This is a genomic window from Pantoea sp. MQR6, assembly GCF_022761075.1.
Taxonomy (GTDB): domain Bacteria; phylum Pseudomonadota; class Gammaproteobacteria; order Enterobacterales; family Enterobacteriaceae; genus Pantoea; species Pantoea phytostimulans.
Map to the genome: position 1 here is coordinate 422,542 of NZ_JAKYXB010000003.1, position 23,086 is coordinate 445,627.

General features: G+C 51.2%; 17 protein-coding genes and 3 tRNA genes. 11 read left to right on the forward strand and 9 right to left on the reverse strand.

Features of this window, described 5'->3' with window-relative positions:
- Positions 1–91: 91 nt before the first annotated feature.
- The 3 genes from ptrA to recD are packed head-to-tail and all read left to right on the forward strand — an operon-like array spanning position 92 to position 8,357.
- Complete coding sequence (gene ptrA / locus MUG06_RS14795) at positions 92–2,983, forward strand: pitrilysin (RefSeq protein ID WP_243079050.1); 2,892 nt, start codon at positions 92–94, stop codon at positions 2,981–2,983.
- Positions 2,980–6,519 (forward strand): exodeoxyribonuclease V subunit beta, encoded by a 3,540-nt coding sequence (gene recB / locus MUG06_RS14800; protein WP_243079051.1) that lies wholly within the window; start codon positions 2,980–2,982, stop codon positions 6,517–6,519. The genes ptrA and recB overlap by 4 nt, the downstream gene beginning before the upstream one ends.
- Complete coding sequence (gene recD / locus MUG06_RS14805) at positions 6,516–8,357, forward strand: exodeoxyribonuclease V subunit alpha (RefSeq protein WP_215845724.1); 1,842 nt, start codon at positions 6,516–6,518, stop codon at positions 8,355–8,357. Before recB ends, recD begins: the two co-directional genes overlap by 4 nt.
- Positions 8,358–8,408: 51 nt before the next feature.
- On the opposite strand, the gene argA is transcribed toward recD, so the two are convergent.
- Positions 8,409–9,737, reverse strand: a complete 1,329-nt coding sequence (gene argA, locus MUG06_RS14810; RefSeq protein ID WP_215845725.1) for an amino-acid N-acetyltransferase — start codon at positions 9,735–9,737, stop codon at positions 8,409–8,411.
- Between the two features lie 232 nt (positions 9,738–9,969).
- On the opposite strand from argA, the gene amiC reads away from it, so the two are divergent.
- Positions 9,970–11,214 (forward strand): N-acetylmuramoyl-L-alanine amidase AmiC, encoded by a 1,245-nt coding sequence (gene amiC / locus MUG06_RS14815; RefSeq protein WP_215845726.1) that lies wholly within the window; start codon positions 9,970–9,972, stop codon positions 11,212–11,214.
- 206 nt (positions 11,215–11,420) lie between these two features.
- Here amiC and MUG06_RS14820 read toward each other — a convergent pair.
- The 3 genes from MUG06_RS14820 to MUG06_RS14830 all read right to left on the reverse strand — a co-directional run bounded on the left by MUG06_RS14820 (position 11,421) and on the right by MUG06_RS14830 (position 11,749).
- Positions 11,421–11,497 (reverse strand) — tRNA-Met (locus MUG06_RS14820).
- A 49-nt stretch (positions 11,498–11,546) separates the two neighbouring features.
- A tRNA-Met gene (locus tag MUG06_RS14825) sits at positions 11,547–11,623 on the reverse strand.
- A gap of 49 nt (positions 11,624–11,672) precedes the next feature.
- Positions 11,673–11,749, reverse strand: a tRNA-Met gene (locus MUG06_RS14830).
- Between the two features lie 204 nt (positions 11,750–11,953).
- Here MUG06_RS14830 and mltA point away from each other — a divergent pair.
- Both mltA and tcdA read left to right on the forward strand, forming a co-directional pair.
- The gene (mltA, locus tag MUG06_RS14835; RefSeq protein WP_215848226.1) at positions 11,954–13,102 is read left to right on the forward strand and encodes a murein transglycosylase A; all 1,149 of its coding nucleotides are present in this window, start codon (positions 11,954–11,956) and stop codon (positions 13,100–13,102) included.
- Positions 13,103–13,150: 48 nt separating this feature from the next.
- Positions 13,151–13,951 carry a tRNA cyclic N6-threonylcarbamoyladenosine(37) synthase TcdA gene (gene tcdA, locus MUG06_RS14840; RefSeq protein WP_215845727.1) on the forward strand — a complete coding sequence of 267 codons (801 nt, stop codon included), beginning with the start codon at positions 13,151–13,153 and terminating at the stop codon, positions 13,949–13,951.
- Here the strand turns inward: tcdA and csdE are convergent.
- Positions 13,948–14,397, reverse strand: coding sequence for a cysteine desulfurase sulfur acceptor subunit CsdE (gene csdE, locus MUG06_RS14845; protein WP_215845728.1), 450 nt, complete (start codon positions 14,395–14,397; stop codon positions 13,948–13,950). The genes tcdA and csdE overlap by 4 nt on opposite strands.
- A gap of 1 nt (position 14,398) precedes the next feature.
- Positions 14,399–15,607: a cysteine desulfurase CsdA gene (csdA, locus tag MUG06_RS14850; RefSeq protein ID WP_243079052.1), complete on the reverse strand. Its 1,209-nt coding sequence runs from the start codon at positions 15,605–15,607 to the stop codon at positions 14,399–14,401.
- 222 nt (positions 15,608–15,829) lie between these two features.
- On the opposite strand from csdA, the gene MUG06_RS14855 reads away from it, so the two are divergent.
- The 4 genes from MUG06_RS14855 (at position 15,830) to rlmM (ending at position 18,889) form a co-directional block, all read left to right on the forward strand.
- Complete coding sequence (locus MUG06_RS14855) at positions 15,830–16,054, forward strand: YgdI/YgdR family lipoprotein (RefSeq protein ID WP_215845730.1); 225 nt, start codon at positions 15,830–15,832, stop codon at positions 16,052–16,054.
- 334 nt (positions 16,055–16,388) lie between these two features.
- Positions 16,389–17,306, forward strand: a complete 918-nt coding sequence (locus MUG06_RS14860) for a transcriptional regulator GcvA (RefSeq protein ID WP_215845731.1) — start codon at positions 16,389–16,391, stop codon at positions 17,304–17,306.
- Positions 17,307–17,400: 94 nt separating this feature from the next.
- Entirely contained in the window at positions 17,401–17,796 is a 396-nt protein-coding gene (locus tag MUG06_RS14865; RefSeq protein ID WP_215845732.1) for a DUF423 domain-containing protein, read from the forward strand.
- On the forward strand, positions 17,789–18,889 hold the full coding sequence (gene rlmM, locus MUG06_RS14870) for a 23S rRNA (cytidine(2498)-2'-O)-methyltransferase RlmM (protein ID WP_243079053.1): 1,101 nt from the start codon (positions 17,789–17,791) through the stop codon (positions 18,887–18,889). The genes MUG06_RS14865 and rlmM overlap by 8 nt, the downstream gene beginning before the upstream one ends.
- A gap of 26 nt (positions 18,890–18,915) precedes the next feature.
- Here the strand turns inward: rlmM and xni are convergent, their stop codons facing one another.
- The 3 genes from xni to queF all read right to left on the reverse strand — a co-directional run bounded on the left by xni (position 18,916) and on the right by queF (position 22,210).
- Entirely contained in the window at positions 18,916–19,671 is a 756-nt protein-coding gene (xni, locus tag MUG06_RS14875) for a flap endonuclease Xni (RefSeq protein WP_215845733.1), read from the reverse strand.
- Between the two features lie 34 nt (positions 19,672–19,705).
- Positions 19,706–21,070 (reverse strand): nucleotide 5'-monophosphate nucleosidase PpnN, encoded by a 1,365-nt coding sequence (ppnN, locus tag MUG06_RS14880; protein WP_215845734.1) that lies wholly within the window; start codon positions 21,068–21,070, stop codon positions 19,706–19,708.
- A 294-nt stretch (positions 21,071–21,364) separates the two neighbouring features.
- Positions 21,365–22,210 carry an NADPH-dependent 7-cyano-7-deazaguanine reductase QueF gene (queF, locus tag MUG06_RS14885; RefSeq protein ID WP_243079054.1) on the reverse strand — a complete coding sequence of 282 codons (846 nt, stop codon included), beginning with the start codon at positions 22,208–22,210 and terminating at the stop codon, positions 21,365–21,367.
- Between the two features lie 65 nt (positions 22,211–22,275).
- Between queF and syd the strand changes: the two genes are divergently transcribed.
- A complete protein-coding gene (gene syd / locus MUG06_RS14890) occupies positions 22,276–22,821 on the forward strand; it encodes a SecY-interacting protein (RefSeq protein WP_243079055.1) in 546 nt (181 codons plus the stop codon).
- Positions 22,822–23,086: the final 265 nt, after the last annotated feature.

Below are 23,086 nucleotides of genomic sequence, written 5' to 3' on the forward strand. Positions count from 1 at the left end.
CGCATGCGCTTAATGGCAAAACAGTAAGTTTGCTGTACTTCAGCTATGCGTGTTTGGCGCGCTAGCTTCTTGGGTAAAGTAAGGGGTTTACATGCGTACACACGCACGCTGGATAGCAGCGCTTCTGTTGAGCTTTGCGGCTTTGCAAGCATTAGCACAGACAGAATCGGGCTGGCAGCCAATCAATGACACCATTCATAAAAGTGAGCACGATCCGCGTCAGTATCAAGCGATAACGCTCGACAATGGCATGACCGTTTTACTGGTTTCAGATAACGAAGCCCCAAAATCGCTGGCGGCATTGACCTTACCCATTGGTTCTTTGGATGATCCCAATCAGCAATTGGGTTTAGCCCACTACCTTGAGCATATGGTCTTGATGGGGTCAAAACGCTATCCCCAGCCTGATAACCTTGCTGAGTTTCTTAAGAAACACGGTGGCAGCCACAACGCCAGTACTGCGTCCTATCGCACCGCTTTTTACCTGGAAGTTGAAAACGATTCGCTTGAGCCAGCGGTGGATCGCCTGGCGGATGCGGTGGCTGAGCCGTTGCTCGATCCCGTGAATGCCGATCGCGAGCGGCACGCGGTCAATGCGGAACTGACCATGGCGCGTTCGCGTGATGGATTGCGCATGGCACAGGTCGGGGCAGAAACCCTGAATCCGGCGCACCCGAGTTCGCGCTTTTCCGGCGGTAACCTTGAGACACTGAAAGATAAGCCGGACAGCAAACTGCATCAAACGCTGACGGATTTCTATCATACCCACTATTCTGCCAACCTGATGAAGGCAGTGATTTACAGCAATAAACCGCTGACGGAAATGGCAGCGATTGCAGCCAAAACGTTTGGGCGTGTAACCAATCACAATGCCACCGTTCCAGCGATTAATATGCCGGTGGTCACTGATGCGCAGCAAGGCATCATCATTCACTACGTGCCTGCGCAGCCGCGTAAACAGCTTAAAATTGAATTTCGCATCCCGAATAACAGCGAACGCTTCCGAAGCAAAACGGACACGCTGATCAGTTATTTACTGAGCAATCGCAGCAAAAATACCTTAACAGACTGGCTGCAAAAACAAGGGTTAGCTGACGGCGTTAACGCAGGTGCAGATCCAATGACTGACCGTAATAGCGGCGTGTTTGCGATTACTGTGTCGTTAACCGACAAAGGTTTGGCACAGCGTGACGAAGTGGTGGCGGCTATTTTTAGCTACCTTAATATGCTGCGTGAGCAGGGCGTTGATAAACGCTACTTCGACGAAGTGTCACATGTGCTGGCGCTGGATTTCCGTTACCCCTCAATTACACGTGACATGGATTACATTGAGTGGCTGGCCGATACCATGTTGCGTGTGCCGATAGAGCACACATTAGATGCACCTTATTTAGCCGATCAATTTGATCAAGCTGCGATCAAAGCACGCCTTGATGAGATGACGCCAGAGAAAGCACGCATCTGGTACATCAGCCCGCAGGAGCCGCATAACAAGCAAGCCTATTTTGTGAATGCGCCTTATCAGGTGGATCACATTGATAAGCAAACATTTGACAACTGGCAGCAGCGCGCCAGCAAAATTCAGCTCTCACTGCCGACTCTCAATCCTTATATTCCCGATGATTTCGCCTTAATTACGCCTACTGACAAGGCTTACAGCCATCCGGTGAAGCTGGAAAATGATTACGGCATGCGGATTTACTGGATGCCGAGCCAGTTTTACGCCAGTGAACCCAAAGCCACCATCACCCTGGCGCTGCGCAATAAGCAATCTATCAGCGATGCCCGGCAACAAGTGCTATTCGGTTTGAACGACTATCTTTCCAGCCTGGCGTTGGATGAGTTGAGCTCGCAGGCTTCCGTCGGCGGCATTAGCTTCTCTACTGGCGAAGATGATGGTTTGGTGTTTAGCGCCAGCGGCTTTACTCAGCGCTTACCCACATTGCTGAAGAAGCTAGTGGAAGGCTATTCAACCTTCCAGCCAACGGCGCAGGAACTTGAGCAGGCAAAATCCTGGTATCTGGAGCGCCTGGAAGCGGCAGAGAAAGGCAAAGCGTTTGAGCAGGCGATTCAGCCGATGCAGATGCTGTCGCAGTTGCCTTATACTCAACGCGAAACGCGTCGTAAATTGGTCAGCGCGATTACGTTAAAAGATGTAGTGACCTATCGCGACAAGTTGATCCGAAATGCCAGACCCGAAATGTTGGTAGTGGGTAATTTGAGTGCAGACAGCGTGACGCAGCTAGGCCGCGATCTAAAACAGCAGATGCAAAATGATGGTACGCATTACTGGCACAGCAAATATGTGGCATTTGAAAAACCGATCAAAGCTAACCTGCAACAAACAGGCAGCAGCACCGATTCAGCCTTGGCCGCGCTCTATATACCGCTGGGTTACGGCGAATATCAGAGTATGGCTAATAGCTCAATGTTGAGCCAAATTGTTCAGCCGTGGTTCTATAACCAACTGCGTACCGAAGAACAACTCGGTTACGCCGTTTTTGCCTTTCAAATGCCGGTAGGACGCCAGTGGGGAATCGGATTCTTACTGCAAAGTAACAGCAAACAGCCCGCCTATTTGCTGCAGCGTTATCAGGCTTTCTACCCGCAGGCAGAGCGGCGGCTGCGCGAGATGAATAAGGCCGATTTTTCTCAGTATCAACAGGCAATGATTAACGAACTGAAGCAGCGACCACAAACGCTGGACGAGGAAGCCACACGTTATAGCCGTGACTTCGATCGCCAGAACTACGCATTTGATACACGTCAAAAAGTCATAGAGCAGATTCAGCTGATCACGGCTTCCAGCCTTGCGGACTTTTTCCATCAAGCGGTAGTCCGTAAAAATGGCATGGCGATGACATCGCAAATTGCAGGTAGCGGCGTCGGTAAAATGGAGTTTGCTCAGCTGCCAGCGTGGAAAACCTGGAATGAAGTTGCGAAATTGCAGCAATCGCTGCCGGTGAAGAGTGAGACCCAATGACGCAGTCACGCCCCGAATCATTGAATCCACTGACGCTGCCGCTACGAGGCGAGCGGCTGATTGAGGCGTCAGCGGGAACCGGAAAAACGTTTACCATTGGATTACTCTATCTGCGCTTGTTGCTGGGCTTGGGTGAAGAAAATGCATATAGCCGCCCGCTCTCAGTAGAAGAAATATTGGTGGTGACGTTTACCGAGGCCGCCACGGCTGAGCTGCGTGGGCGTATCCGCGATAACATCCATCAGCTGCGACTGGCATGTGTGCGCGGCAAAAGCAGTAATCCCATGCTGCAAACGCTGCTGGGGCAGATCCCCGATTTGCCTCAGGCCGCCTCACAGCTATTGGCGGCCGAACGGCAAATGGACGAAGCGGCCATTTTTACTATTCACGGCTTTTGCCAGCGCATGCTTAATTTAAATGCCTTTGAGTCAGGCATGCTGTTTGAGCAGGAGTTGATTGAAGATGAACAGGCACTACTGAAACAGTCGACTGCCGATTTCTGGCGTCGCCACTGTTATCCTTTGTCGCTTGATGTTGCGCGCGTTATCGCGGCTGAATGGAGCGGTCCAGACAACTTGTTGCTCACGCTGCGTCCGTGGTTGCAGGGTGAATCGCCCAGGCTTAAGCGGCCGCCAACAGCCGAAGAGACGCTTGCAACCCGTCATGCCAGAAATCAGGCGCGCATAGCGGAAATCAAGCAGCGATGGCAGGCGCTGAGTAGTGAAGTCGAAAGCATCATCACGCAATCAGGTGTTGATAAACGCAGCTACAGCAGCAAACATCTGCCTAATTGGATCAGTAAAGTAACGCAGTGGGCGGGCAGTGAAACACTGGATTACCAATTGCCCAAAGAGCTTGAGCGTTTCGGGCAACAGGTGCTTTTTGAAAAAACCAAGAAAGGTGAAGCGCCGCAGCATCCGCTTTTCGAGGCGATAGATGCGTTTCTCGCGGAGCCTCTGTCGCTGCGTGATGTCATCATTTCTCGGGCATTGATTGAAGTGCGTGATGCTGTGCAGCGCGAAAAGCGTTTGCGTGCATTGCTGGGTTTCGACGACCTGTTGAGCAAGCTGGATGAGGCACTGCAGCAACCCGGCGGTGTTTTATTGGCTGAAACTATTCGCGCCCGTTTTCCCGTGGCGCTGATCGATGAATTTCAGGACACCGATCCGCAGCAATATCGCATTTTCCGCGCACTTTATATTAATCAACCTGAGCAGGCGTTACTGCTGATAGGCGATCCCAAGCAGGCCATTTACGCTTTCCGTGGCGCAGATATTTTTACTTATCTGCGCGCACGAAACGAGGTTAGTGCTCACTATACGCTTGATACCAACTGGCGCTCATCGCCGGAAATGGTCGATGCCGTTAACCGGTTGTTTTCGCAACTGGAAGCCCCGTTTCTGTTTTCAGCAATTCCTTTTTTACCGGTTAATCCCGCCCCGTCGAATCAGGCGTTGAAACTGCTATTCGACGAGCAGTTACAACCGGCGCTGCGCTTTTGGCTTCAGCCGGGTGAAGGTGTTGGCGTCAGCGATTACCAACAGTTTATGGCGCAGCAGTGCGCCTCTGATATTAGCCGTTGGCTGCTTGCTGGGCAGCAAGGTCGCGCGCTGCTGGGTAAAGGAGAGACGCTGCGCAAGGTGCAAGCCTCTGACATCACCGTGCTGGTGCGCAGCCGTAACGAAGCAAATCTGATTCGCGATGCGCTGAATGCGTTATCGATTCCTTCGGTCTACCTTTCCAGTCGCGACAGCGTGTACACCACGCCTGAAGCGCGTGAACTGCTGTGGTTACTGCAAGCTGTACAAACGCCTGAACAGGAACGACTGTTACGCAGCGCACTGGCGACCTCTATCTTTGCGATTGATGCCGCTACGCTCGACGCGTTCAGTCAGAACGAGCGTGACTGGGATGCACTGGTTGAGCAGTTTGCCGCATGGCAACAGCTGTGGCATCAGCGCGGCATTTTGCCGATGCTTCGTGATGTGATGATCAAGCGTCAGCTGGCAGAAAACATGCTGGCTTCTGACAATGGTGAGCGCAGGCTAACGGATTTAATGCACCTTGGCGAACTGTTGCAGGAAGCGGCGATTCAACTCGACAGCCCGCATGCGCTGGTGCGTTTTCTTGCACAGCAGATTGCGCGGCCTAACAGCCAGGCGGCGAATCAGCAGCTGCGTCTGGAAAGTGATCGACATCTGGTACAGATTGTCACCATCCATAAGTCCAAAGGGTTGCAATATCCGTTGGTCTGGCTGCCCTTTGCCGCCGGATTCCGTGAAGCAGCCAGCGCGCTTTATCACGATCGCGAAAGCTTTGCCGCGTTACTGGACGTGCAGGGCGATGAGCAGAGTATGGCGCTGGCAGAGGAAGAGCGGTTGGCAGAAGATCTACGCCTGCTTTATGTGGCGCTAACGCGATCGGTTCACCATTGCAGCATTGGCATTGCGCCACTGATTAAAGGTACGCGTAAAAAAGAAGGTGACAGCGATCTGCATAAAAGCGCATTGGGCTATCTGGTGCAGCGCGGCGAAGCAGCGGATTCTACGCAGTTAAGTCAGCAGCTGCAGGCATTAAATGGCGCAGGTATTGAGGTGGTCGCAGGCGAGTTACAAGCTGGCGAAGCCTGGCAAGAGGGTCTGGCTGCCGATGAAGCGCTAAGCAGCCGCAATGTGACGCGAGGACTCGCCGATGGCTGGCGCGTGACCAGCTATTCAGGATTACAGCAGCACAGCAGTTCACCGTTACTGGATGTCATGCCAAGTTTTGATATTGATGCGGCGGGTGAAGAAGGCAGTGATGAAGAGATGACGCTGACGCCACATCACTTCCCACGCGGCGCAGCACCGGGTACCTTTTTGCATGGCTTATTCGAATCTATCGACTTTGCCGAAACACCCGATGATATCTGGCTGGAAGATCAGTTGCTGCAAAGCGGCTATTCGCTGGACTGGCTACCAGTGGTTAAAGCGTGGATAACGCGCGTTCTGCATACGCCACTTAATGCTGATGGCGTGATGCTGAGTAAAATCAGCATGAATCAACGGCTGATTGAGATGGAGTTTTACCTGCCTATCAGTAACCTGCTCACCGCCACGGATCTGGATGCGCTACTGCGTCGTCACGATGATTTATCGCAACGTGCGCCGGCGCTCGATTTTCGACAGGTACAAGGTATGTTGAAGGGGTTTATCGATCTGGTTTTCCGCTGGCAGGGTAAATATTACCTGTTGGATTACAAATCTAACTGGCTGGGTAACAGTCATGTCGATTATACGCCGCAGGCAATGGAACAGGCCATGATCGATCACCGCTACGATTTGCAGTATCAGCTTTATACGCTGGCGCTGCATCGCTACCTTCAGCATCGTCTGCGCGATTACGATTATCAGCGCGATTTTGGTGGGGTATTTTATCTGTTTCTGCGCGGCATGGATGGCACTTCACCAGACAATGGTATTTTTTTCACCCGTCCCAGCGAAGCATTTGTTGAAGAGATCGACATGTTATTTGGCAAGACCGAGGAGATGTCATGAGTGAAATGATGTCACTTTTAATGCAGGCGATGGAAAAGCGTCTGTTGCGTCCTTTAGATATCCAGTTTGCCCGGCTGCTGGCCGATGAATCGCAACCCGCTTTATTACTGGCGGCAGCTTGCGTGAGTGCAGAGGCAGGAGAAGGGCATGTCTGCCTGCCGCTGGAAAACCTGAGTGAGGCGCGACTGTTTGCCGGACGCCAGCCCGCCTTGGCGCAGGCATTATGGCAAGCAGCGGGCGCACCTGAAAACTGGACAGAACGTTTAGCCGGTTGGTCAGCGTTGAGCGACGGGAGCCTCGTCACACCCTTGGTGCTGAATAATCAGCGACTTTATCTGCATCGTTTGTGGCAGAGCGAAGGAGAGATCGCGACGTTCTTCTCACTTCAGGATCACAGCGCTAAGTTTGATGCGCATAAAGCCAGCGAAGTGCTTAATCACTTATTCGGTAACGAACCGGATAACTGGCAAAAAATTGCTGCGGCCGTCGCGCTTACGCGAAAAACCGCAGTGATTTCAGGTGGGCCCGGCACCGGTAAAACCACCACGGTAGCAAAATTATTGGCGGCGATGATTCGCCTGAATGATGGCGCGTTACGCATCCAGCTCGCGGCACCTACCGGGAAAGCCGCGGCGCGCTTGACGGAGTCGCTGGGTAAAGCGCTGCAGGGTTTGTCCGTTAGCGAAGAGGAGCGGGCACGTTTCCCCGCCGAAGCCACCACGTTACATCGCCTGTTAGGCGCGCAGCCCGACACGCAGCGTTTGCGTTATCACGCCAGTAATCGCCTGCATCTCGACGTGCTGGTGGTGGATGAAGCGTCGATGGTTGACCTTTCGATGATGGCGAAATTGATTTCAGCGCTGCCTGCGCATGCTCGCGTTATTTTCCTGGGCGATCGCGATCAGTTGGCTTCAGTCGAAGCGGGCGCTGTGCTGGGCGATATTTGTCGCTGTAGCGAAAGCGGTTACAGCTTAGCGCGTGCGGAACAGTTGGCGTTACTAACCGGCTGCTCGCTGGAAGGGTTAGATCATCATCAAGCGCCTGTAGTACGCGACAGCATTTGCCTGCTGAAAAAGAGCTATCGCTTTGATGCGACGTCAGGCATTGGTCAGCTGGCAAGTGCCATAAATCTGGGCGACACGCGCCAGGTTGAAAAGGTGTTTGCTGCTGCATTTAACGATATTCACTATCAATCGCTCGACAGCGGCGAAGCCTATCAGCTGATGTTGGACGACGTGGCGCAAGGTTATCGCCCCTTCCTGAAACTGATTAAGCAAAACGCGCCGCCTGCGGAGATCATCACTGCATTTGGTCGTTATCAACTGCTGTGTGCATTACGCGAAGGGCCTTTTGGCGTGCAGGGGTTGAATCAGCGTGTTGAGCAGCGATTAATGCAGCTGCAACGCATTCGTCGTCCCGGCATGGGCAGCCGCTGGTATTTGGGCCGTCCGGTGATGATTACCCGTAATGACAGCGCGCTTGGGCTGTTTAATGGCGATATTGGGATTACGCTGCGAGATGCAGAGGGCCAGCTAAAGGTCTTTTTCCCGCTGCCGGATGGCTCGATCAAAGCCGTTCAGCCGAGTCGTTTGCCTTCGCATGAAACAGCTTGGGTGATGACAGTGCATAAATCCCAAGGATCGGAATTTGATCACACGGCATTTGTCATGCCAGCTCAATTCTTGCCGGTATTAACCCGCGAGCTGGTTTACACCGCGATCACACGCGCGCGTAATAAGCTAACGCTTTATAGCGATCTTGGCGTTTTTCAGCGGGCGGTTGCGCTGCAAACTCAGCGACGCAGTGGATTGGTTGAACGTCTGGCTGAATTAGGTTAGTTACAGCCGGTCAGGAGAGAAAGAGGCGGCATGATTGCCGCCCGAAAAGTGTTACGTCAAATCGGCCATCAACACTTTGGAACGGCGCTGATAGTTGTACATCTCTTTTTTACTTTCCGGCAGCGATTCGATGTCTACTGGCGTAAAGCCACGTTCCTGGAACCAGTGAATGCTGCGCGTGGTGAGCACGAACAGTTTCTGCAATCCCATCTGGCGAGCCTGCAAGGCGACGCGTTCCAGCAGCATTTCGCCGCGTGATGAGCTGCGATAATCAGGATGTACTGCAACGCAGGCCATTTCGCCGATTTTCTCATCCATGAAAGGATAGAGTGCGGCGCAGGCAATGGTCAGGCTGTCGCGTTGAATGATGGTGAATTTGTCGATTTCCATCTCCAGCTGTTCACGCGAGCGGCGTACCAAAATGCCTTGCTGTTCCAGTGGACGAATCAATTCCAGAATGCCACCGATATCGTTGATATTGGCGCGCCGGATCTGTTCAGCCGACTCCATCACAATCTGCGTACCAATACCGTCGCGCGAGAACAGTTCCTGTAGCAGCGCACCATTTTCCTGATAGCTGATCAAATGGCTACGGCGCACGCCGCTGCGGCATGCTTTCACTGCGCCACGCAGGAAGCGAACCGTACCAGAAAGGTAATCACCTTCGCGCTCGAACTCTTCAATACGCGCCTGCGCATCGTTAGGGAACAGTTCGGAGACAATATTGCCTTCGCTGTTGATCACGCCTTGCTCAGAGCAAAAACCAATCATCTTTTCCGCTTTGAGTTTAATGGCCAACTGCGTCGCAACTTCTTCTGAAGTCAGGTTAAAGCTTTCGCCAGTGACTGAAACCGCAACCGGACCCAGCAGCACAATCGCATCGTTGTCGAGCTGGCGATGAATCGCTTCTTCATCAATACGACGAATACGGCCGGAGTGACAATAATCTACGCCATCATCCACGCCTAGTGGCTGAGCGATGATGAAGTTGCCGCTAACAACATTGATATGTGCGCCTTGCAGCGGCGTGTTGTTAAGGCTCATTGAGAGGCGAGCAGTGATATCTAGCTGAAGACGACCGGCAGCTTGTTTCACTAATTCCAGCGATTGCGCGTCGGTAACCCGGGTAAACTTATGATAAACCGGTTCTAGCTGGTGCGCGGCCAGGTTGGCATCGATCTGAGGACGTGCGCCGTAAACCACCACCAAACGTATGCCAAGGCTGTGCAACAGGCCAATGTCATTAATGATGGTGGAGAAGTTCTCATGCTCAATGGCTTCACCGCCCAGCATGATGACAAACGTTTTATCCCGATGCGCATTGATATAGGGAACGGTATGGCGAAAACCCTGAACCAGTTCAGTACTACGTTCCTTCACGGCCAACCCTCAGTGAATGATTATTCGAATTTTTTGTATTTTTATTCTTTTATGGCTGTTTTTGCAAGCGCTAATCCTGACGTTAATTTACGATTTTCCGCATGCCAAAGCCGCTAACAGCCTGCATTATTTGGGGTTTCCGGGGTGACATCGCATTCTGGATTGGATAAAGTTTTCGCCACCTAATTATTAACTGGCGTTTTTTTAGACATTACACTGTAGTTGGAGCGGCATGTCCGAAGTTAATTCCCTTTTCTCACGTAGACGATTCTTGCAGAGTACCGGCGCATTACTGCTGTTGAGTGTCAGCCGTGTTGGCATGGCTGCTAGCAGCCATATCGTCGCGGTACGCATCTGGCCTTCCTCAACCTATTCCCGTATGACGCTGGAATCGAATGTCCCGCTCAAATACAAACAGTTTGCGCTGAGTCATCCTGAGCGCCTCGTTATCGATATTGAGGGCCTGCATCTCAACACGGTTCTTAAGGGCGTCAATAAACTGGTTCGCGTGGACGATCCCTTTATCAAAAATGCGCGAGTAGGGCAGTTTGATACCCATACGGTACGTATCGTGCTGGAGTTAAAGCGCAATGTGTCGCCAAAAATCTTTAGCCTTCCGCCTGTCGCCACGATCAAAAACCGGCTGGTTGTGGATCTCTATCCAAGCCAGGATCGCATCGAAGATGATCCGCTGCTGGCGTTATTAAAAGATTATAACCAAGGCGATCTTGAGAAAAATGAGCAGGTGCAAGCACCGCTGCCGGGCAAGGCTGGGCGCGATCGACCGATTATCATCATGATCGATCCCGGACATGGCGGTGAAGATCCGGGTGCGCACGGTAAATATAAAACGCGCGAAAAAGATATCGTGCTGAAAATTGGGCGCCGCCTGAAAGCGCTGATCGACAAACAGCCGAACATGAAAGCCTACATGACGCGCAATGAAGATGTCTTTATTCCACTGCGCGTGCGGGTCGCTAAGGCGCGTAAGCAGCGGGCCGATCTGTTTGTCTCAATCCATGCCGATGCGTTTACCAGCCGTGCCGCGCGCGGTTCATCTGTGTTTGCGCTTTCAACCAGCGGAGCAACCTCTGCAGCCGCACGGTTTTTAGCACAAACGCAGAATGAAGCGGATTTGATTGGTGGCGTTAGCATGAGCGGCGACCGTTATCTTGACCATACGATGTTCGACATGGTGCAGCGGCAAACTATCCATGACAGTTTGAAGTTCGGCAAAGAAGTGCTGAGTCGGATGGGGCACATCAATCATCTGCATAAACGGACTGTTGATCAGGCTGGCTTTGCCGTATTAAAAGCGCCGGATATTCCGTCGATTTTGGTCGAAACCGCTTTCATCAGTAACGTTGAAGAGGAGCGAAAACTGCGAACGACGCGCTACCAACAACAAGTGGCCGATGCCATTTTTCACGGTATCAAGGCGTACTTTGAGAAGGGTGCGGCGCTTGCACATCGCTAGAAATAAAAACGGGTAGCTGAAGCTATCCGTTTTGTTATTCAAGAAAGCTTTTATTTCTATGATAGAAATTGCGTCTTAAATTTTTAGCTTTTTTGTTAACCGCTTAATAAGAAAGGAGGTTATGCAAAAGATAAGGCTAAGCGGGGATCATCGAGGCGTTAACAAAGGCCAGATACAAAAAAACACCCTTTCAGGTGTTTAAATGTTGGTTGCGGGGGCCGGATTTGAACCGACGACCTTCGGGTTATGAGCCCGACGAGCTACCAGGCTGCTCCACCCCGCGTCCGTATTGCGCTTTGCGACTTTTCACATTGTCTCTTCCAAAGAAGAGTTGGTTGCGGGGGCCGGATTTGAACCGACGACCTTCGGGTTATGAGCCCGACGAGCTACCAGGCTGCTCCACCCCGCGTCCGTACTGCGCTTTGCGACTTTTTACTTTTTCTCTTCCAAAGAAGAGTTGGTTGCGGGGGCCGGATTTGAACCGACGACCTTCGGGTTATGAGCCCGACGAGCTACCAGGCTGCTCCACCCCGCGTCCGTGGAAGCGCACTATACGCTGAGTGCTGATTGTTGCAACCCCTTTTCGGAAGGAAAGTTTAAATTTACAGTCGATTGCTGAAAGAATAGACCATTTGTTGAAATAGTGAACTGATGCAGGCAGTGACAGAGAGGATGGATTTCATTCTTACGGGCGCTTTGCTATCGTCGCCGTGCGAACAGTTTATAAAAAGAGATGATGATGAAAGGATGTTGGGCGAAGTATGCACTTACTGGCGCATTTTTAGCGCTACTGGCTGGCTGTAGTTCCAAACCCACCGATCGTGGACAGCAATATAAAGATGGTAAGCTTGAACAGCCTTTAGCGCTGGTGAATCAGCCTAACGCTAAAGGGCGCCCGGTTAACGGCAAAGATTTCGGTGAGCAGGTGCGTCAGGTTCAATATGCATCTTCTGGACTGTTTGGCCGCCAGAATGGCACTTACAGCGCCATTGAAAGCTGGCTAATGGCGGGTGCCGATACGCGTCAGCTGCGTCAGTTCGGTTTGAATGCATTCCAGATGGAAGGCACCGATAACTACGGCAATGTACAATTCACCGGTTACTACACGCCAGTTGTTGAAGCACGTTATACCCGCCAGGGTGAGTTCCAGTACCCGATTTATCGCTTACCTCCTCGCAAGCGTGGCGAGAAATTACCTAGCCGCGCCTCTATATATAGTGGTGGCATCGACGATCGTTACATCATCGCTTACAGCAATTCGCTAATCGACAATTTCATGATGGATGTGCAGGGCAGCGGCTACGTTGATTTTGGTGATGGACGACCAATGCGTTTCTTCGGCTATGCCGGCAAAAATGGCTGGGGCTATCACAGCATTGGTAAAGAACTGATCGATCGCGGCGAAGTGAAGCGTGAAGATATGTCGATGCAGGCGATCCGCCAATGGGCGCAGGAACATTCTCCACAGGAAGTCCGCACGCTGCTGGAAACCAACCCTTCGTTTGTCTTCTTCAAGGCAGAAGAATATACGCCAGTGCGCGGTGCGAGCGCAGTACCGCTGATAGCGAAAGCCTCGGTGGCCTCCGATCGTTCAATTATTCCTGCCGGAACAGTATTGCTGGCAGAAGTGCCGCAGTTGAACGAGAAGGGTAAGTTCAATGGCAAATATGAGATGCGTTTGATGGTGGCGCTGGATGTGGGTGGCGCAATCAAAGGCCAGCATTTTGATATTTACCAAGGCATTGGCCCAGATGCTGCTCACCTTGCTGGCTTCTATAATCACTATGGTCGCGTATGGGTATTGAAAGCCGCGCCAGGCACTGGGCAGCCTGTGTTCAGTAACCCGCAAAATGGTAATAATGGTTCTCTGTTATTGGGTTCTAATTAATGTCTTATCTGCGGGCCAATCGGCCCGCACGACTTTACAGGTTAAATTATGAGTAGGGTTAACGACGCCTGGCGCCAACGCTTTGGCGGGACTGCGCGTCTTTATGGTCAGGATGCGCTGCAACAATTTGCTGATGCGCATTTCTGCGTAATTGGTATCGGTGGCGTTGGCTCATGGGCAGCGGAAGCGCTGGTGCGAACCGGCATCGGCAAAATTACGCTGATTGATATGGATGATGTCTGCATCACCAATACCAACCGGCAGATTCATGCGCTGAATGGCAATGTGGGAAAAGCAAAAACTGAAGTCATGGCCGATCGCATGCGCGCTATCAATCCAGATTGCGAAGTGATTTGTATTGATGACTTCATCACGCCTGAAAATACCGCTGAGCTGATGGCTGCAGGTTACGACTATGTGATTGATGCGATCGATAGCGTGCGTCCAAAAGCGGCGCTGATCGCATGGTGCCGCCGTAACAAGATCCCGCTGATCACTACCGGTGGTGCGGGTGGGCAGATCGATCCTACCCAGATCCAAGTCGCCGATCTGGCGAAAACGATTCAGGATCCGCTGGCTGCAAAATTACGTGAGCGTTTAAAACAGCTTGGCGTCGTTAAGAGCAGCAAAGGCAAGTTAGGCATTGATTGCGTTTTTTCTACCGAAGCGCTGGTTTATCCGCAGCCGGACGGCAGCGTATGCGCCTCTCGCAGTACGGCGGAAGGCCCTAAACGCATGGATTGCGCCTCAGGATTTGGTGCGGCCACGATGGTGACCGCGAGCTTTGGTTTTGTGGCTGTTTCACATGCGCTGAAGAAATTCATGGCGCGTGCGGCACGTCAGGCTTAACGCAACGCTTCGTGTGCCTGATGCTTAACTGCATCGGCTAGCGCCTGTAACCCGCTACTGCGTGAAGCGCTAAGCTGAGCGCGTAAGCCTAAATCATCAAACAGCTGCAAAGGATCTTCATCTACCAGCATTTGTGGCGTTTTACCTTCAACGGCGGTCAGCAAAACCGCCAGCAGGCCGCGCACAATGCGGCCTTCGCTATCACCGTAAAAGTGCAAAGTGCCGTCATGGCGCATCTGACTGCTTAGCCAGACGCGATTTTCACAGCCGCTTAATTCAATCTCCGGTGTTTTCAACGCTTCCTCTAACGCGGGAAGTTGGCGGCTGAGCTGAATCAGCTGACGATAGCGATCTTCCCACTGATGAAAATGCGCAAATTTATCTTTCAAACTTTCAATAGTGATCAGATCGCCAAACGGGTGTGGCGCTAACATTGATGAACTCATATCAAGGCTCCGATAACAACGCGATGGCGCTACGCATGGCGCGTAACAGCGCATCAACATCTTGCAGATTATTATAGGGCGCAAACGAAACACGCAGCGTGCCGCTGACACCTAACGCTGCCAGCAACGGTTGAGCACAATGTTGGCCGGCTCGCAGCGCAATGTTGTGCTCCGCTAGCAGCGTAACGATGTCGCTGTGATGAATGCCTTCGAAGTCAAAAGCCAGCAGACTGGCGTTACCACAGCGGAAACTGCGAAAGCCGGGCAATTCGGCGAGTTGTTCTTCTGCGAGACTGGCAAGCTGCTGGCTCCACATCTCCGCTTTGCTTTGGTCGTGCTGACTGAGCCAGGTTAATGCTGCACTTAACCCCACCACGCCTGCCACGTTCGGCGTTCCTGCTTCAAAACGCCACGGCACCGGTTGAGGCGTAAAGCCACTGAAGTCAACCTGTGTCAGCATTTTGCCGCCACCTTGCCAGGGACTCATCGCTTCCAGCAGTTCAGCTTTACCGTACAGCACACCAATGCCCATCGGGCCGTAAAGCTTGTGTCCTGAAAATGCATAGAAGTCGATATCCAGTGCCTGCATGTCCGGCGGGCAATGCACCACGCCTTGCGCGCCATCAACCATCACTTTCGCGCCGAACGCATGTGCTAGCTGAATCGCCTGCGCCAAATCGGGACAGCCGCCCGTAACGTTCGACATTTGCCCAATTGCCAGCAAGCGCGTGCGGTTGTTAAGCAAAGCAGGCAGTAGCGAAATATCGGGCAGGCGATCAGCCCCAATCGGCCATTTCACCACTTTTGCGCCACGCGCTTGCGCCACCATTAACCACGGGACCAGATTCGCGTGGTGTTCGGCTTCACTGACCACGATTTCGTCACCAGCCTGTAAACGTGGCAGCAACCAACTGTTGGCCACTAAATTGATGGCTTCGGTGGTGCCGCGTGTCCAGATAATCTGCCGAGGATCGGCCGCGTGCAACCAATGAGCGACCTGATTGCGGGCCTGCTCGTAACGTTCGGTAAGCTGGCGTGCGGCTGCAAACTGACTGCGATGAACGGTGCCTGCGCTCAGGCTGTAAAACTGCTGTGTAGTATCAATGACGACTTGCGGCTTCAGCGTAGTTGCTGCGCTATCGAGATAGACGCCAGCGTCGTCTAGCGCAGGAAACTGTTGGCGAAAAGCACTGGGATTAAATGCGGTCATGCGCGTCTCTTGATAATGACTCATGATGATAATAAATAGGACCAGACCGAAAGAAAGGGTTCCGCCTGGCAAAGCTGAAAAAGCGCGTTATGCTGAATATTGCAAGGTTTGAACCAAACCCGCATAACGATGCGACCTAATTTAGTTGATCTCACTTATCTGCTGCTTCTGGTCAGCGTAACGCGGGTGGTTTAATGCAATCAATCTGCAAGGAGATAGAAGATGAATAAACTCACCGCAGTGCTGGCCGTTTGTACCATGGCTTTTACCCTGACTGCTTGTTCAAGCAACTACGTTATGCACACGAATGATGGTCGCACCATCGTCGCTGATGGTAAACCCAAGGTAGATGATGAAACCGGTATGATCAGCTATAAAGATGCCAATGGCAACGAACAGCAGATCAACCGTACTGATGTGAAAGAAATGGTTGAGATGGGCCAGTAAGCAGGCAAAAAAAAGCACCGCAATTTGCGGTGCTGTTTAAAAAATTTCTATGGACAGACAGGGTAAATCTACAGGAATTAAAAGCTTGATCTGCAAAGGTCAGATCAAAAATGCAAACACAACATCACGACCACAAGCCAAAAGCTTTCGGAAAATCTGCGAACTCACTCACAAATCCTAAAACTTTTCGTTCCGGCTCAGGAAGTGCGGCAACTATAGGTATTTGCTGGAGCTTCCTCAACGGACAAATTATAATGTCTCGGATTAAAATTTCTAATACGTAAAGGCTTTGTATAAGCTTTGGTATTTGTTGCCGATCCGGATACGGAAAACCATGTCAAAACGTCTTCCTCCTCTTAATGCGCTGCGGGTTTTTGACGCCGCTGCACGCCATTTAAGCTTTACCAAAGCCGCTGAAGAGCTTTTCGTCACCCAGGCAGCTGTAAGCCATCAGATAAAATCTCTGGAAGATTTCCTTGGCTTAAAGCTATTTCGCCGGAGAAATCGTTCGCTTTTACTGACAGAAGAAGGGCAAAGCTACTATTTAGACATCAAAGAGATTTTCTCTGCGATTAACGAAGCGACACGCAAATTACAGGCACGCAGCGCCAAGGGCGCTTTAACGGTCAGTTTGCTACCCAGTTTTGCCATTCAATGGCTGGTTCCGCGTCTTTCCAGCTTTAATATGGCTTATCCGGGAATCGATGTGCGTATTCAGGCCGTAGACCGTGATGAAGAGAAGTTAGCTGATGATGTTGATGTGGCTATTTTCTATGGGCGCGGCAACTGGCCGGGCCTACGAGTCGAAAAATTGTACGCTGAATATCTGCTGCCTGTTTGCTCACCTGCATTAATGACGGGCGATAATCCACTTAAAACGCCAATGGATTTGTCGCGCTTTACCTTGCTACATGATGCTTCGCGTCGTGACTGGCAATCCTACATTCGTCAGTTAGGTGTGCAGCACATTAACGTCCAGCAAGGGCCGATTTTTAGTCATAGCGCAATGGTTTTACAGGCCGCGATTCATGGTCAGGGTGTGGCATTAGCCAACAATGTGATGGCGCAAAGTGAAATTGAAGCAGGCCGATTGGTTTGTCCTTTTAACGATGTATTAGTCAGTAAAAACGCTTTTTATCTGGTTTGTCATGACAGTCAGGCAGAACTGGGTAAAATAGCCGCCTTTCGACAGTGGATTCTGGCCAAAGCAGCAACCGAACAAGAAAAATTCCGCTTCCGCTATGACCAGTAACGTTTTGATTCTGCAAAGTTTGATTTCTACCTAATTGATTTCTGCACAAGCGATTGATTCAGAATGAATGCAGATGCACCTTGAGGATTGTTTAATGTCCAGTCGTGCCATGTTGATTTTTGCTGCTATCAGTGGGTTTTTGCTGGTGGCTTTTGGTGCTTTCGGCGCCCATGTTTTAAGCGGTTCACTCGGGCCAGCCGAGATGGCGTGGATTCATACCGGTCTTGAATATCAGGCTTATCACACCTTAGCGGTGATTGGCCTTGGCGCTGCGATGTTGCGTCGCGCCAATATCTGGTTTTACTGGAGCAGCGCATTGATGGCACTTGGCATCGTGTTGTTTAGCGGAAGCCTTTATTGTCTGGCGCTGTCGCATTTGAAGTTTTGGGTTTTTGTCACCCCAGTTGGCGGGCTTTGTTTCCTGGCCGGTTGGTTTTTGATGTTGATTGGCGCGCTGCGTCTTAAACGAAAGGCAGATCGCCATGAATAAAGTATTGCTGTATTGCCGTTCCGGTTTTGAAAAAGAGTGTGCGGCTGAAATTGCCGCTAAAGCAGCGGAACGCGAAATCTATGGATTTCCTCGCGTTAAAGAAGATTCAGGTTATGTGCTGTTCGAGTGCTACCAGTATGAAGATGCCGATCGCCTGATAAAGGAACTCCCTTTTGAGGAGCTTATCTTCGCGCGTCAGATGTTAGTTGTCGGTGAGCTATTGCGTAATCTGCCGCAAGAAGATCGTATTTCTCCGGTAGTCGGCATGCTGACGGGTGTGGTTGAGAAAGGGGGTGAACTGCGTGTAGAAGTGCCAGACACCAACGAAGCTAAAGAGCTGACTAAGTTCTGTCGCAAATTTACCGTGCCGCTGCGGGCCAGTCTGCGCGAAAACGGAATTTTGTTAGGTTATGAAAGTCCTAAGCGTCCTGTGGTGCATGTTTTTTTCATCGCTCCGGGCACCTGTTATGTAGGCTATTCCTATCCGAACAACAATTCTCCGCTTTATATGGGCATTCCGCGGCTTAAGTTCCCTTCTGATGCGCCGAGCCGTTCAACGCTAAAGCTGGAAGAGGCTTTTCATGTCTTTATCCCTGCTGATGAATGGGATGAACGTTTAACAGGCGGCATGTACGCCGTTGATCTCGGTGCTTGTCCGGGGGGCTGGACCTATCAACTGGTACAACGCAGCATGATGGTTTATGCGGTTGATAACGGTCCAATGGCACCAAGCCTGATGGATACCGGACAGGTAATGCATGAGCGAGCAGACGGCTTTAAGTTCCGTCCGCCGCGTACCAATATCACTTGGCTGGTTTGCGATATGGTTGAAAAACCGGTGCGCGTGGCAAACCTGATGACAGAATGGCTGGTAAACGGCTGGTGCCGCGAAGCGATCTTCAATCTGAAGTTGCCAATGAAAAAGCGTTACGAAGAGGTTACGCAAATTCTGGCGATGATCGAAGAGCGTTTTCAAGAGAACGGTATTAATGCGCAGATTCGTGCACGTCACCTCTATCACGATCGCGAAGAAGTGACGGTGCATATTCGTCGCATCTGGGCTGCGGTTGGTGGGCGTCGCGACGAGCGGTAATTTAATGAGGCTGAGTGCTGCGGCACTCAGCCTTCATAACGCAGCGTTTTTAAATTCCCTTGTAGTACTAAATCCTGCTTGAGCGTGGCAACTTGCCGGCTGATTTGCGCCATTTGCTGTTCTGCCTGCAATTTTTTGCGCCACTTTGTGGGGACTTGATCCAGTTGCTGATAAATTCCTTCCAGCGTTCCAAACTGCTGTAACAATTCTTTGGCACTTTTGGGCCCAATACCGGCAATGCCCGGAATTTTGCTGCTGCTGATTCCACATAACCCCCAATAATCAGGCAAAAGCTGTGGCGCAACGCCAAATTCTGCTGCAATAAAAGGCACATCCAGCCAGCGTTTTTGGAAGTAGTCACGAATGCGGATTGCCGGGGCCAGCAGCTGACAATATCCTTTGTCTGTAGAAACGATGGTGGCCTGATGGCCAGCTTCAGCCATTTTTACTGCCAGCGTGGCGGCGAGATCGTCAGCTTCGTCCTGATCAGCAATCCAGCAGCTCACTCCCGCAGCGCGAAAGGCCTCCTGCAGTGCAGGCATTTCTGCCTGTAAGTCTTCCGGCATCGGCGGACGTCCACTTTTGTAGTCCGGTAATAAATCGTGACGCCAGCCTTGATGTCGGGTTTCTCCGTCAAAAACCGCAACAACATGGGTGGGTTGCGTATGACCGAGCAGCTGTCGTAGTGCAGCTACGCAGCCATCAACACAAGGCGAACCCTGTACTGCATGTAAACGGCGGATAAGGTTTAGTGCATCAATAATGAGAAGATGAAGAGGCATGAGAATATGGGCAGCCCGAAAGCTGCCTCCTGATTTATTTGATGATTTCGTAGCAAGGAATGTAAGCGGTGCCCGGCAGTTTCATGCGTTGCTGAGCGACAAATCCCTGTAGCAGCTCGTCCATGCGGTGCATGATATCCGCATCACCATGAAGCTTGTAGGGACCTTTTTCACGGATTTCACGAATGCCCATCTCTTTAACGTTACCGGCCACAATGCCTGAGAAGGCGCGACGCAAATCTGCAGCCAGTTTTTCCGGCGGCTGATGAGTGTAAAGATTCAGATTGGCCATGTTTTCATGCGTCGGCATAAACGGAACCTGTAAATCTTGCGCAATGCGAATGGACCAGTTGAAGCTATAGGCATCGCCGGTTTCGCGGCGATATTCTTTCACTTCTGGCATCGCTTTTTTCATCAGGCGCGCAACTTCGTGGGCGTCTTCAATGATGATTTGATAATACTTACGTGCCTGCTCGCCCAAGGTGCTGACAATGAAATCATCCAGTACACGGAAGTAGTCAGCACTCTCTTTCGGTCCCGTCAGAATCAGCGGTAACACCTGATCGCTGTTCTGTGGATTCATCATGATACCCAACAGATAAAGCAGTTCTTCCGCTGTGCCCACACCACCTGGAAAGATAATGATGCCATGTGCCATTCGCACAAACGCTTCAAGGCGTTTTTCAATGTCCGGCATGATGATTAATTCGTTCACCAGCGGATTCGGCGGTTCGGCGGCAATAATAGAGGGTTCAGTTAACCCAATAAAACGGCTGTCGCGATAGCGTTGCTGCGCGTGGCCCACCGCCGCGCCTTTCATCGGCGCTTCCATGACGCCAGGACCGCAGCCGGTGCAAATATTCAGTTCGCGCAAGCCGAGTTGCGTACCGACATTACGGCAATACTGATATTCGACCGCGTTAATCGAGTGGCCGCCCCAGCACACCACAGTGTTGGGATATTCACCGATATGCAGCGCACGCGCATTACGCAGAATTGAAAAGACCGTGTTGGTGATATTGGCTGAGTCATCCGCATCGAGATTTTGAAAGCGTCCCGAACCCGAAAGCTGGCCACTCACAAACAAAATATCGCGCAATACGGCAAACAGGTTGGCCTGTAATGACCGAATGATACGCCCATCCACAAACGCCTCTTCCGGCGGGTTGATCAGCTCAAGTTTTACGCCGCGCTCACGGCGCAACACATTGATGTCAAAGTTTTCAAAGCGGGAAAGCAGTTCATGGCTACTGTCAGTCTGGCTACCGGAGTTGAGCACGGCGAGAGAACAGTTACGGAACAGCTGGTAAAGATCGCTGCTGGCCGTGCGTTTCAGCATGTCGACTTCTAACTGAGAGAGCAGGTCCATGGAGCCAAGTGGGCTGATATGAGTGATCATGTAAACTCCTTTACACCCGCCTGGGTGATTGGTGGCACTGCAAATGCAGTGACGAAATACCCTTCACGCTTCAAGCCACAGCGGCGTTAGCATCACTTGTTTTCCCATTTGCCGATTTGATTCAGCGTCTGCGATGTGCCCGTTTGCTGTCGCCCTGCAACCCGAATTATTTTGATTAAAACTCTCTGGACGACGAACCCAACGTTCGCCGCCGTGTTCAGAGTAGCCTTGTCAGCAGGAACAGCTCAAGCGGATCCGTATGCGCTAAGCACAGCCTGCGAGTGATCTCGCAAACTATTGACGAACCAGGCGTGAATAACCTGGAGAGAAAGGCACATTGCTGCGCCACGGATTGATATCTAATCCACCGCGTCGCGTATAGCGTGCATAGACCGTCAGTTGTTCTGGATGACAGAAGCGCAGAATGTCATTAAAAATGCGTTCAACGCATTGTTCATGAAATTCGTTGTGCTGGCGGAAAGAGATCAGATAGCGCAACAGCTTTTCACGTTCGAGGCGCGGGCCTTTATAGTGAATCATCACCGAACCCCAATCAGGCTGGTTGGTGATCAAACAGTTGGATTTCAGTAAATGGCTTACCAGCGTCTCTTCAACCACTTCGCTGCCGGTTGCATCGGCCAAATAATCAGCATTGAAACGATAATCGTCGATTTCGATATCTTGTTCATCAATGCAGTAACCCTCGAAATGGCCGATGGGCTGACCCTCAACTTCGCTGAGTCGAAACAGCGCGACCGTTACGTCACCTTCTGCGCAGGCACGCAGATCGCGCTCTAGCGTTTGACGGACTTCGCCCCAGTCGGCGAATTTGGTCTGATTAAAGCTGTTAAGATAAAGCTTGAAGCTTTTCGACTCGATAAGATTGCGACTGCTTGCACTGAGCACCACTTCACCGACAGCAACCTGCGGTAGGCCTTTGTTGTTGAGCCACGACAGCTCATACAGCGTCCAGATGTCTGAGCCAGAAAACGGCAGGCTATCGGGAAAAAGGCCTAGCGGTTCACGGTTCAGGCTACGCGGAACCGCCTGCAACAAGCTGTTGTCATAGCGATCGTGATAGGCTGTGGGTTTGCCCAGCGTCAGGTTGCTTAACGCCTGATCCTGTTCGTGAGAAGACATAACGGTTTCCATCAAAATTAAACAAAGTGGGTAAGTGTAACCCATCAGAAGTGAGAATATGAACGATGCAGCAAACTGCTGAAGCGCTACACGACTTTACCACCCGATATTGCCAGGTTTGGCAACAACTTTATGGTCATGCTCCTGCCAGTGCTGAGCTTACTGGTGTTCCGTCGCCGTGCGTTATTGAAGAACGCAACGATCGCGTACTGTGGCAACCTCAGCCATTCAGCCTGCCACCTTCGCTTGATGCAGTGGAAAGGGCGTTGGATATTGAGTTGCAGCCCGCCATCACGGCCTTTTACACCAGTCAGTTTGCCGGAGATATGCAAGCGCGTTTTGAACAGCAACAGTTGACCCTGTTACAGGTCTGGAGTGAAGAAGACTTCCTGCGTTTGCAGGAAAATTTGATCGGGCATTTGGTTATGAAACGCCGACTGAAATTACCGCCCACGCTGTTTATTGCCACGACAGAATCGGAAGAGGAAATCATCTCGCTGAGTAATCTGAGCGGCGAAATTATTCTTGAACAGCCTGGCCGTAAAAATCATCGCATTCTTTCAGAAAATATTGAGATATTTCTTAAGCATTTACAACCGTTTAGTCTATGAGATGCAGAGATTGCCCGCTTTGTTTGTGAGATATCTCTTACAGGCGCTGTGAGAGATCATCTTAAAATGCATAAGACTTCTAGATGTCTCCAATGTAAAAAGATTGTGAATCATCGACTTAATGGCATTAGTCCGAAATAGTAGCAATAAGTTAATGGCGTTACGTTTTTTAGTAGCTTGTTTACGCGAAGCATTCTGTCAGAATGTTTCGCACTAGCAGGACGCTAAGGACAAAAGATATCGTCAGGATGATGTTAAGCCATGA

What these genes read in the sequence shown, in the direction of transcription:
- csdA (WP_243079052.1), bottom strand. Translation starts at nt 15,607, where the DNA reads ATGACCGCATTTAATCCCAGTGCTTTTCGCCAACAGTTTCCTGCGCTA.
- tcdA (WP_215845727.1), top strand. Translation starts at nt 13,151, where the DNA reads ATGAGTAGGGTTAACGACGCCTGGCGCCAACGCTTTGGCGGGACTGCG.
- ptrA (WP_243079050.1), top strand. Translation starts at nt 92, where the DNA reads ATGCGTACACACGCACGCTGGATAGCAGCGCTTCTGTTGAGCTTTGCG.
- mltA (WP_215848226.1), top strand. Translation starts at nt 11,954, where the DNA reads ATGAAAGGATGTTGGGCGAAGTATGCACTTACTGGCGCATTTTTAGCG.
- amiC (WP_215845726.1), top strand. Translation starts at nt 9,970, where the DNA reads ATGTCCGAAGTTAATTCCCTTTTCTCACGTAGACGATTCTTGCAGAGT.
- recB (WP_243079051.1), top strand. Translation starts at nt 2,980, where the DNA reads ATGACGCAGTCACGCCCCGAATCATTGAATCCACTGACGCTGCCGCTA.
- queF (WP_243079054.1), bottom strand. Translation starts at nt 22,210, where the DNA reads ATGTCTTCTCACGAACAGGATCAGGCGTTAAGCAACCTGACGCTGGGC.
- xni (WP_215845733.1), bottom strand. Translation starts at nt 19,671, where the DNA reads ATGCCTCTTCATCTTCTCATTATTGATGCACTAAACCTTATCCGCCGT.
- MUG06_RS14865 (WP_215845732.1), top strand. Translation starts at nt 17,401, where the DNA reads ATGTCCAGTCGTGCCATGTTGATTTTTGCTGCTATCAGTGGGTTTTTG.
- ppnN (WP_215845734.1), bottom strand. Translation starts at nt 21,070, where the DNA reads ATGATCACTCATATCAGCCCACTTGGCTCCATGGACCTGCTCTCTCAG.
- rlmM (WP_243079053.1), top strand. Translation starts at nt 17,789, where the DNA reads ATGAATAAAGTATTGCTGTATTGCCGTTCCGGTTTTGAAAAAGAGTGT.
- MUG06_RS14860 (WP_215845731.1), top strand. Translation starts at nt 16,389, where the DNA reads ATGTCAAAACGTCTTCCTCCTCTTAATGCGCTGCGGGTTTTTGACGCC.
- syd (WP_243079055.1), top strand. Translation starts at nt 22,276, where the DNA reads ATGCAGCAAACTGCTGAAGCGCTACACGACTTTACCACCCGATATTGC.
- MUG06_RS14855 (WP_215845730.1), top strand. Translation starts at nt 15,830, where the DNA reads ATGAATAAACTCACCGCAGTGCTGGCCGTTTGTACCATGGCTTTTACC.
- recD (WP_215845724.1), top strand. Translation starts at nt 6,516, where the DNA reads ATGAGTGAAATGATGTCACTTTTAATGCAGGCGATGGAAAAGCGTCTG.
- csdE (WP_215845728.1), bottom strand. Translation starts at nt 14,397, where the DNA reads ATGAGTTCATCAATGTTAGCGCCACACCCGTTTGGCGATCTGATCACT.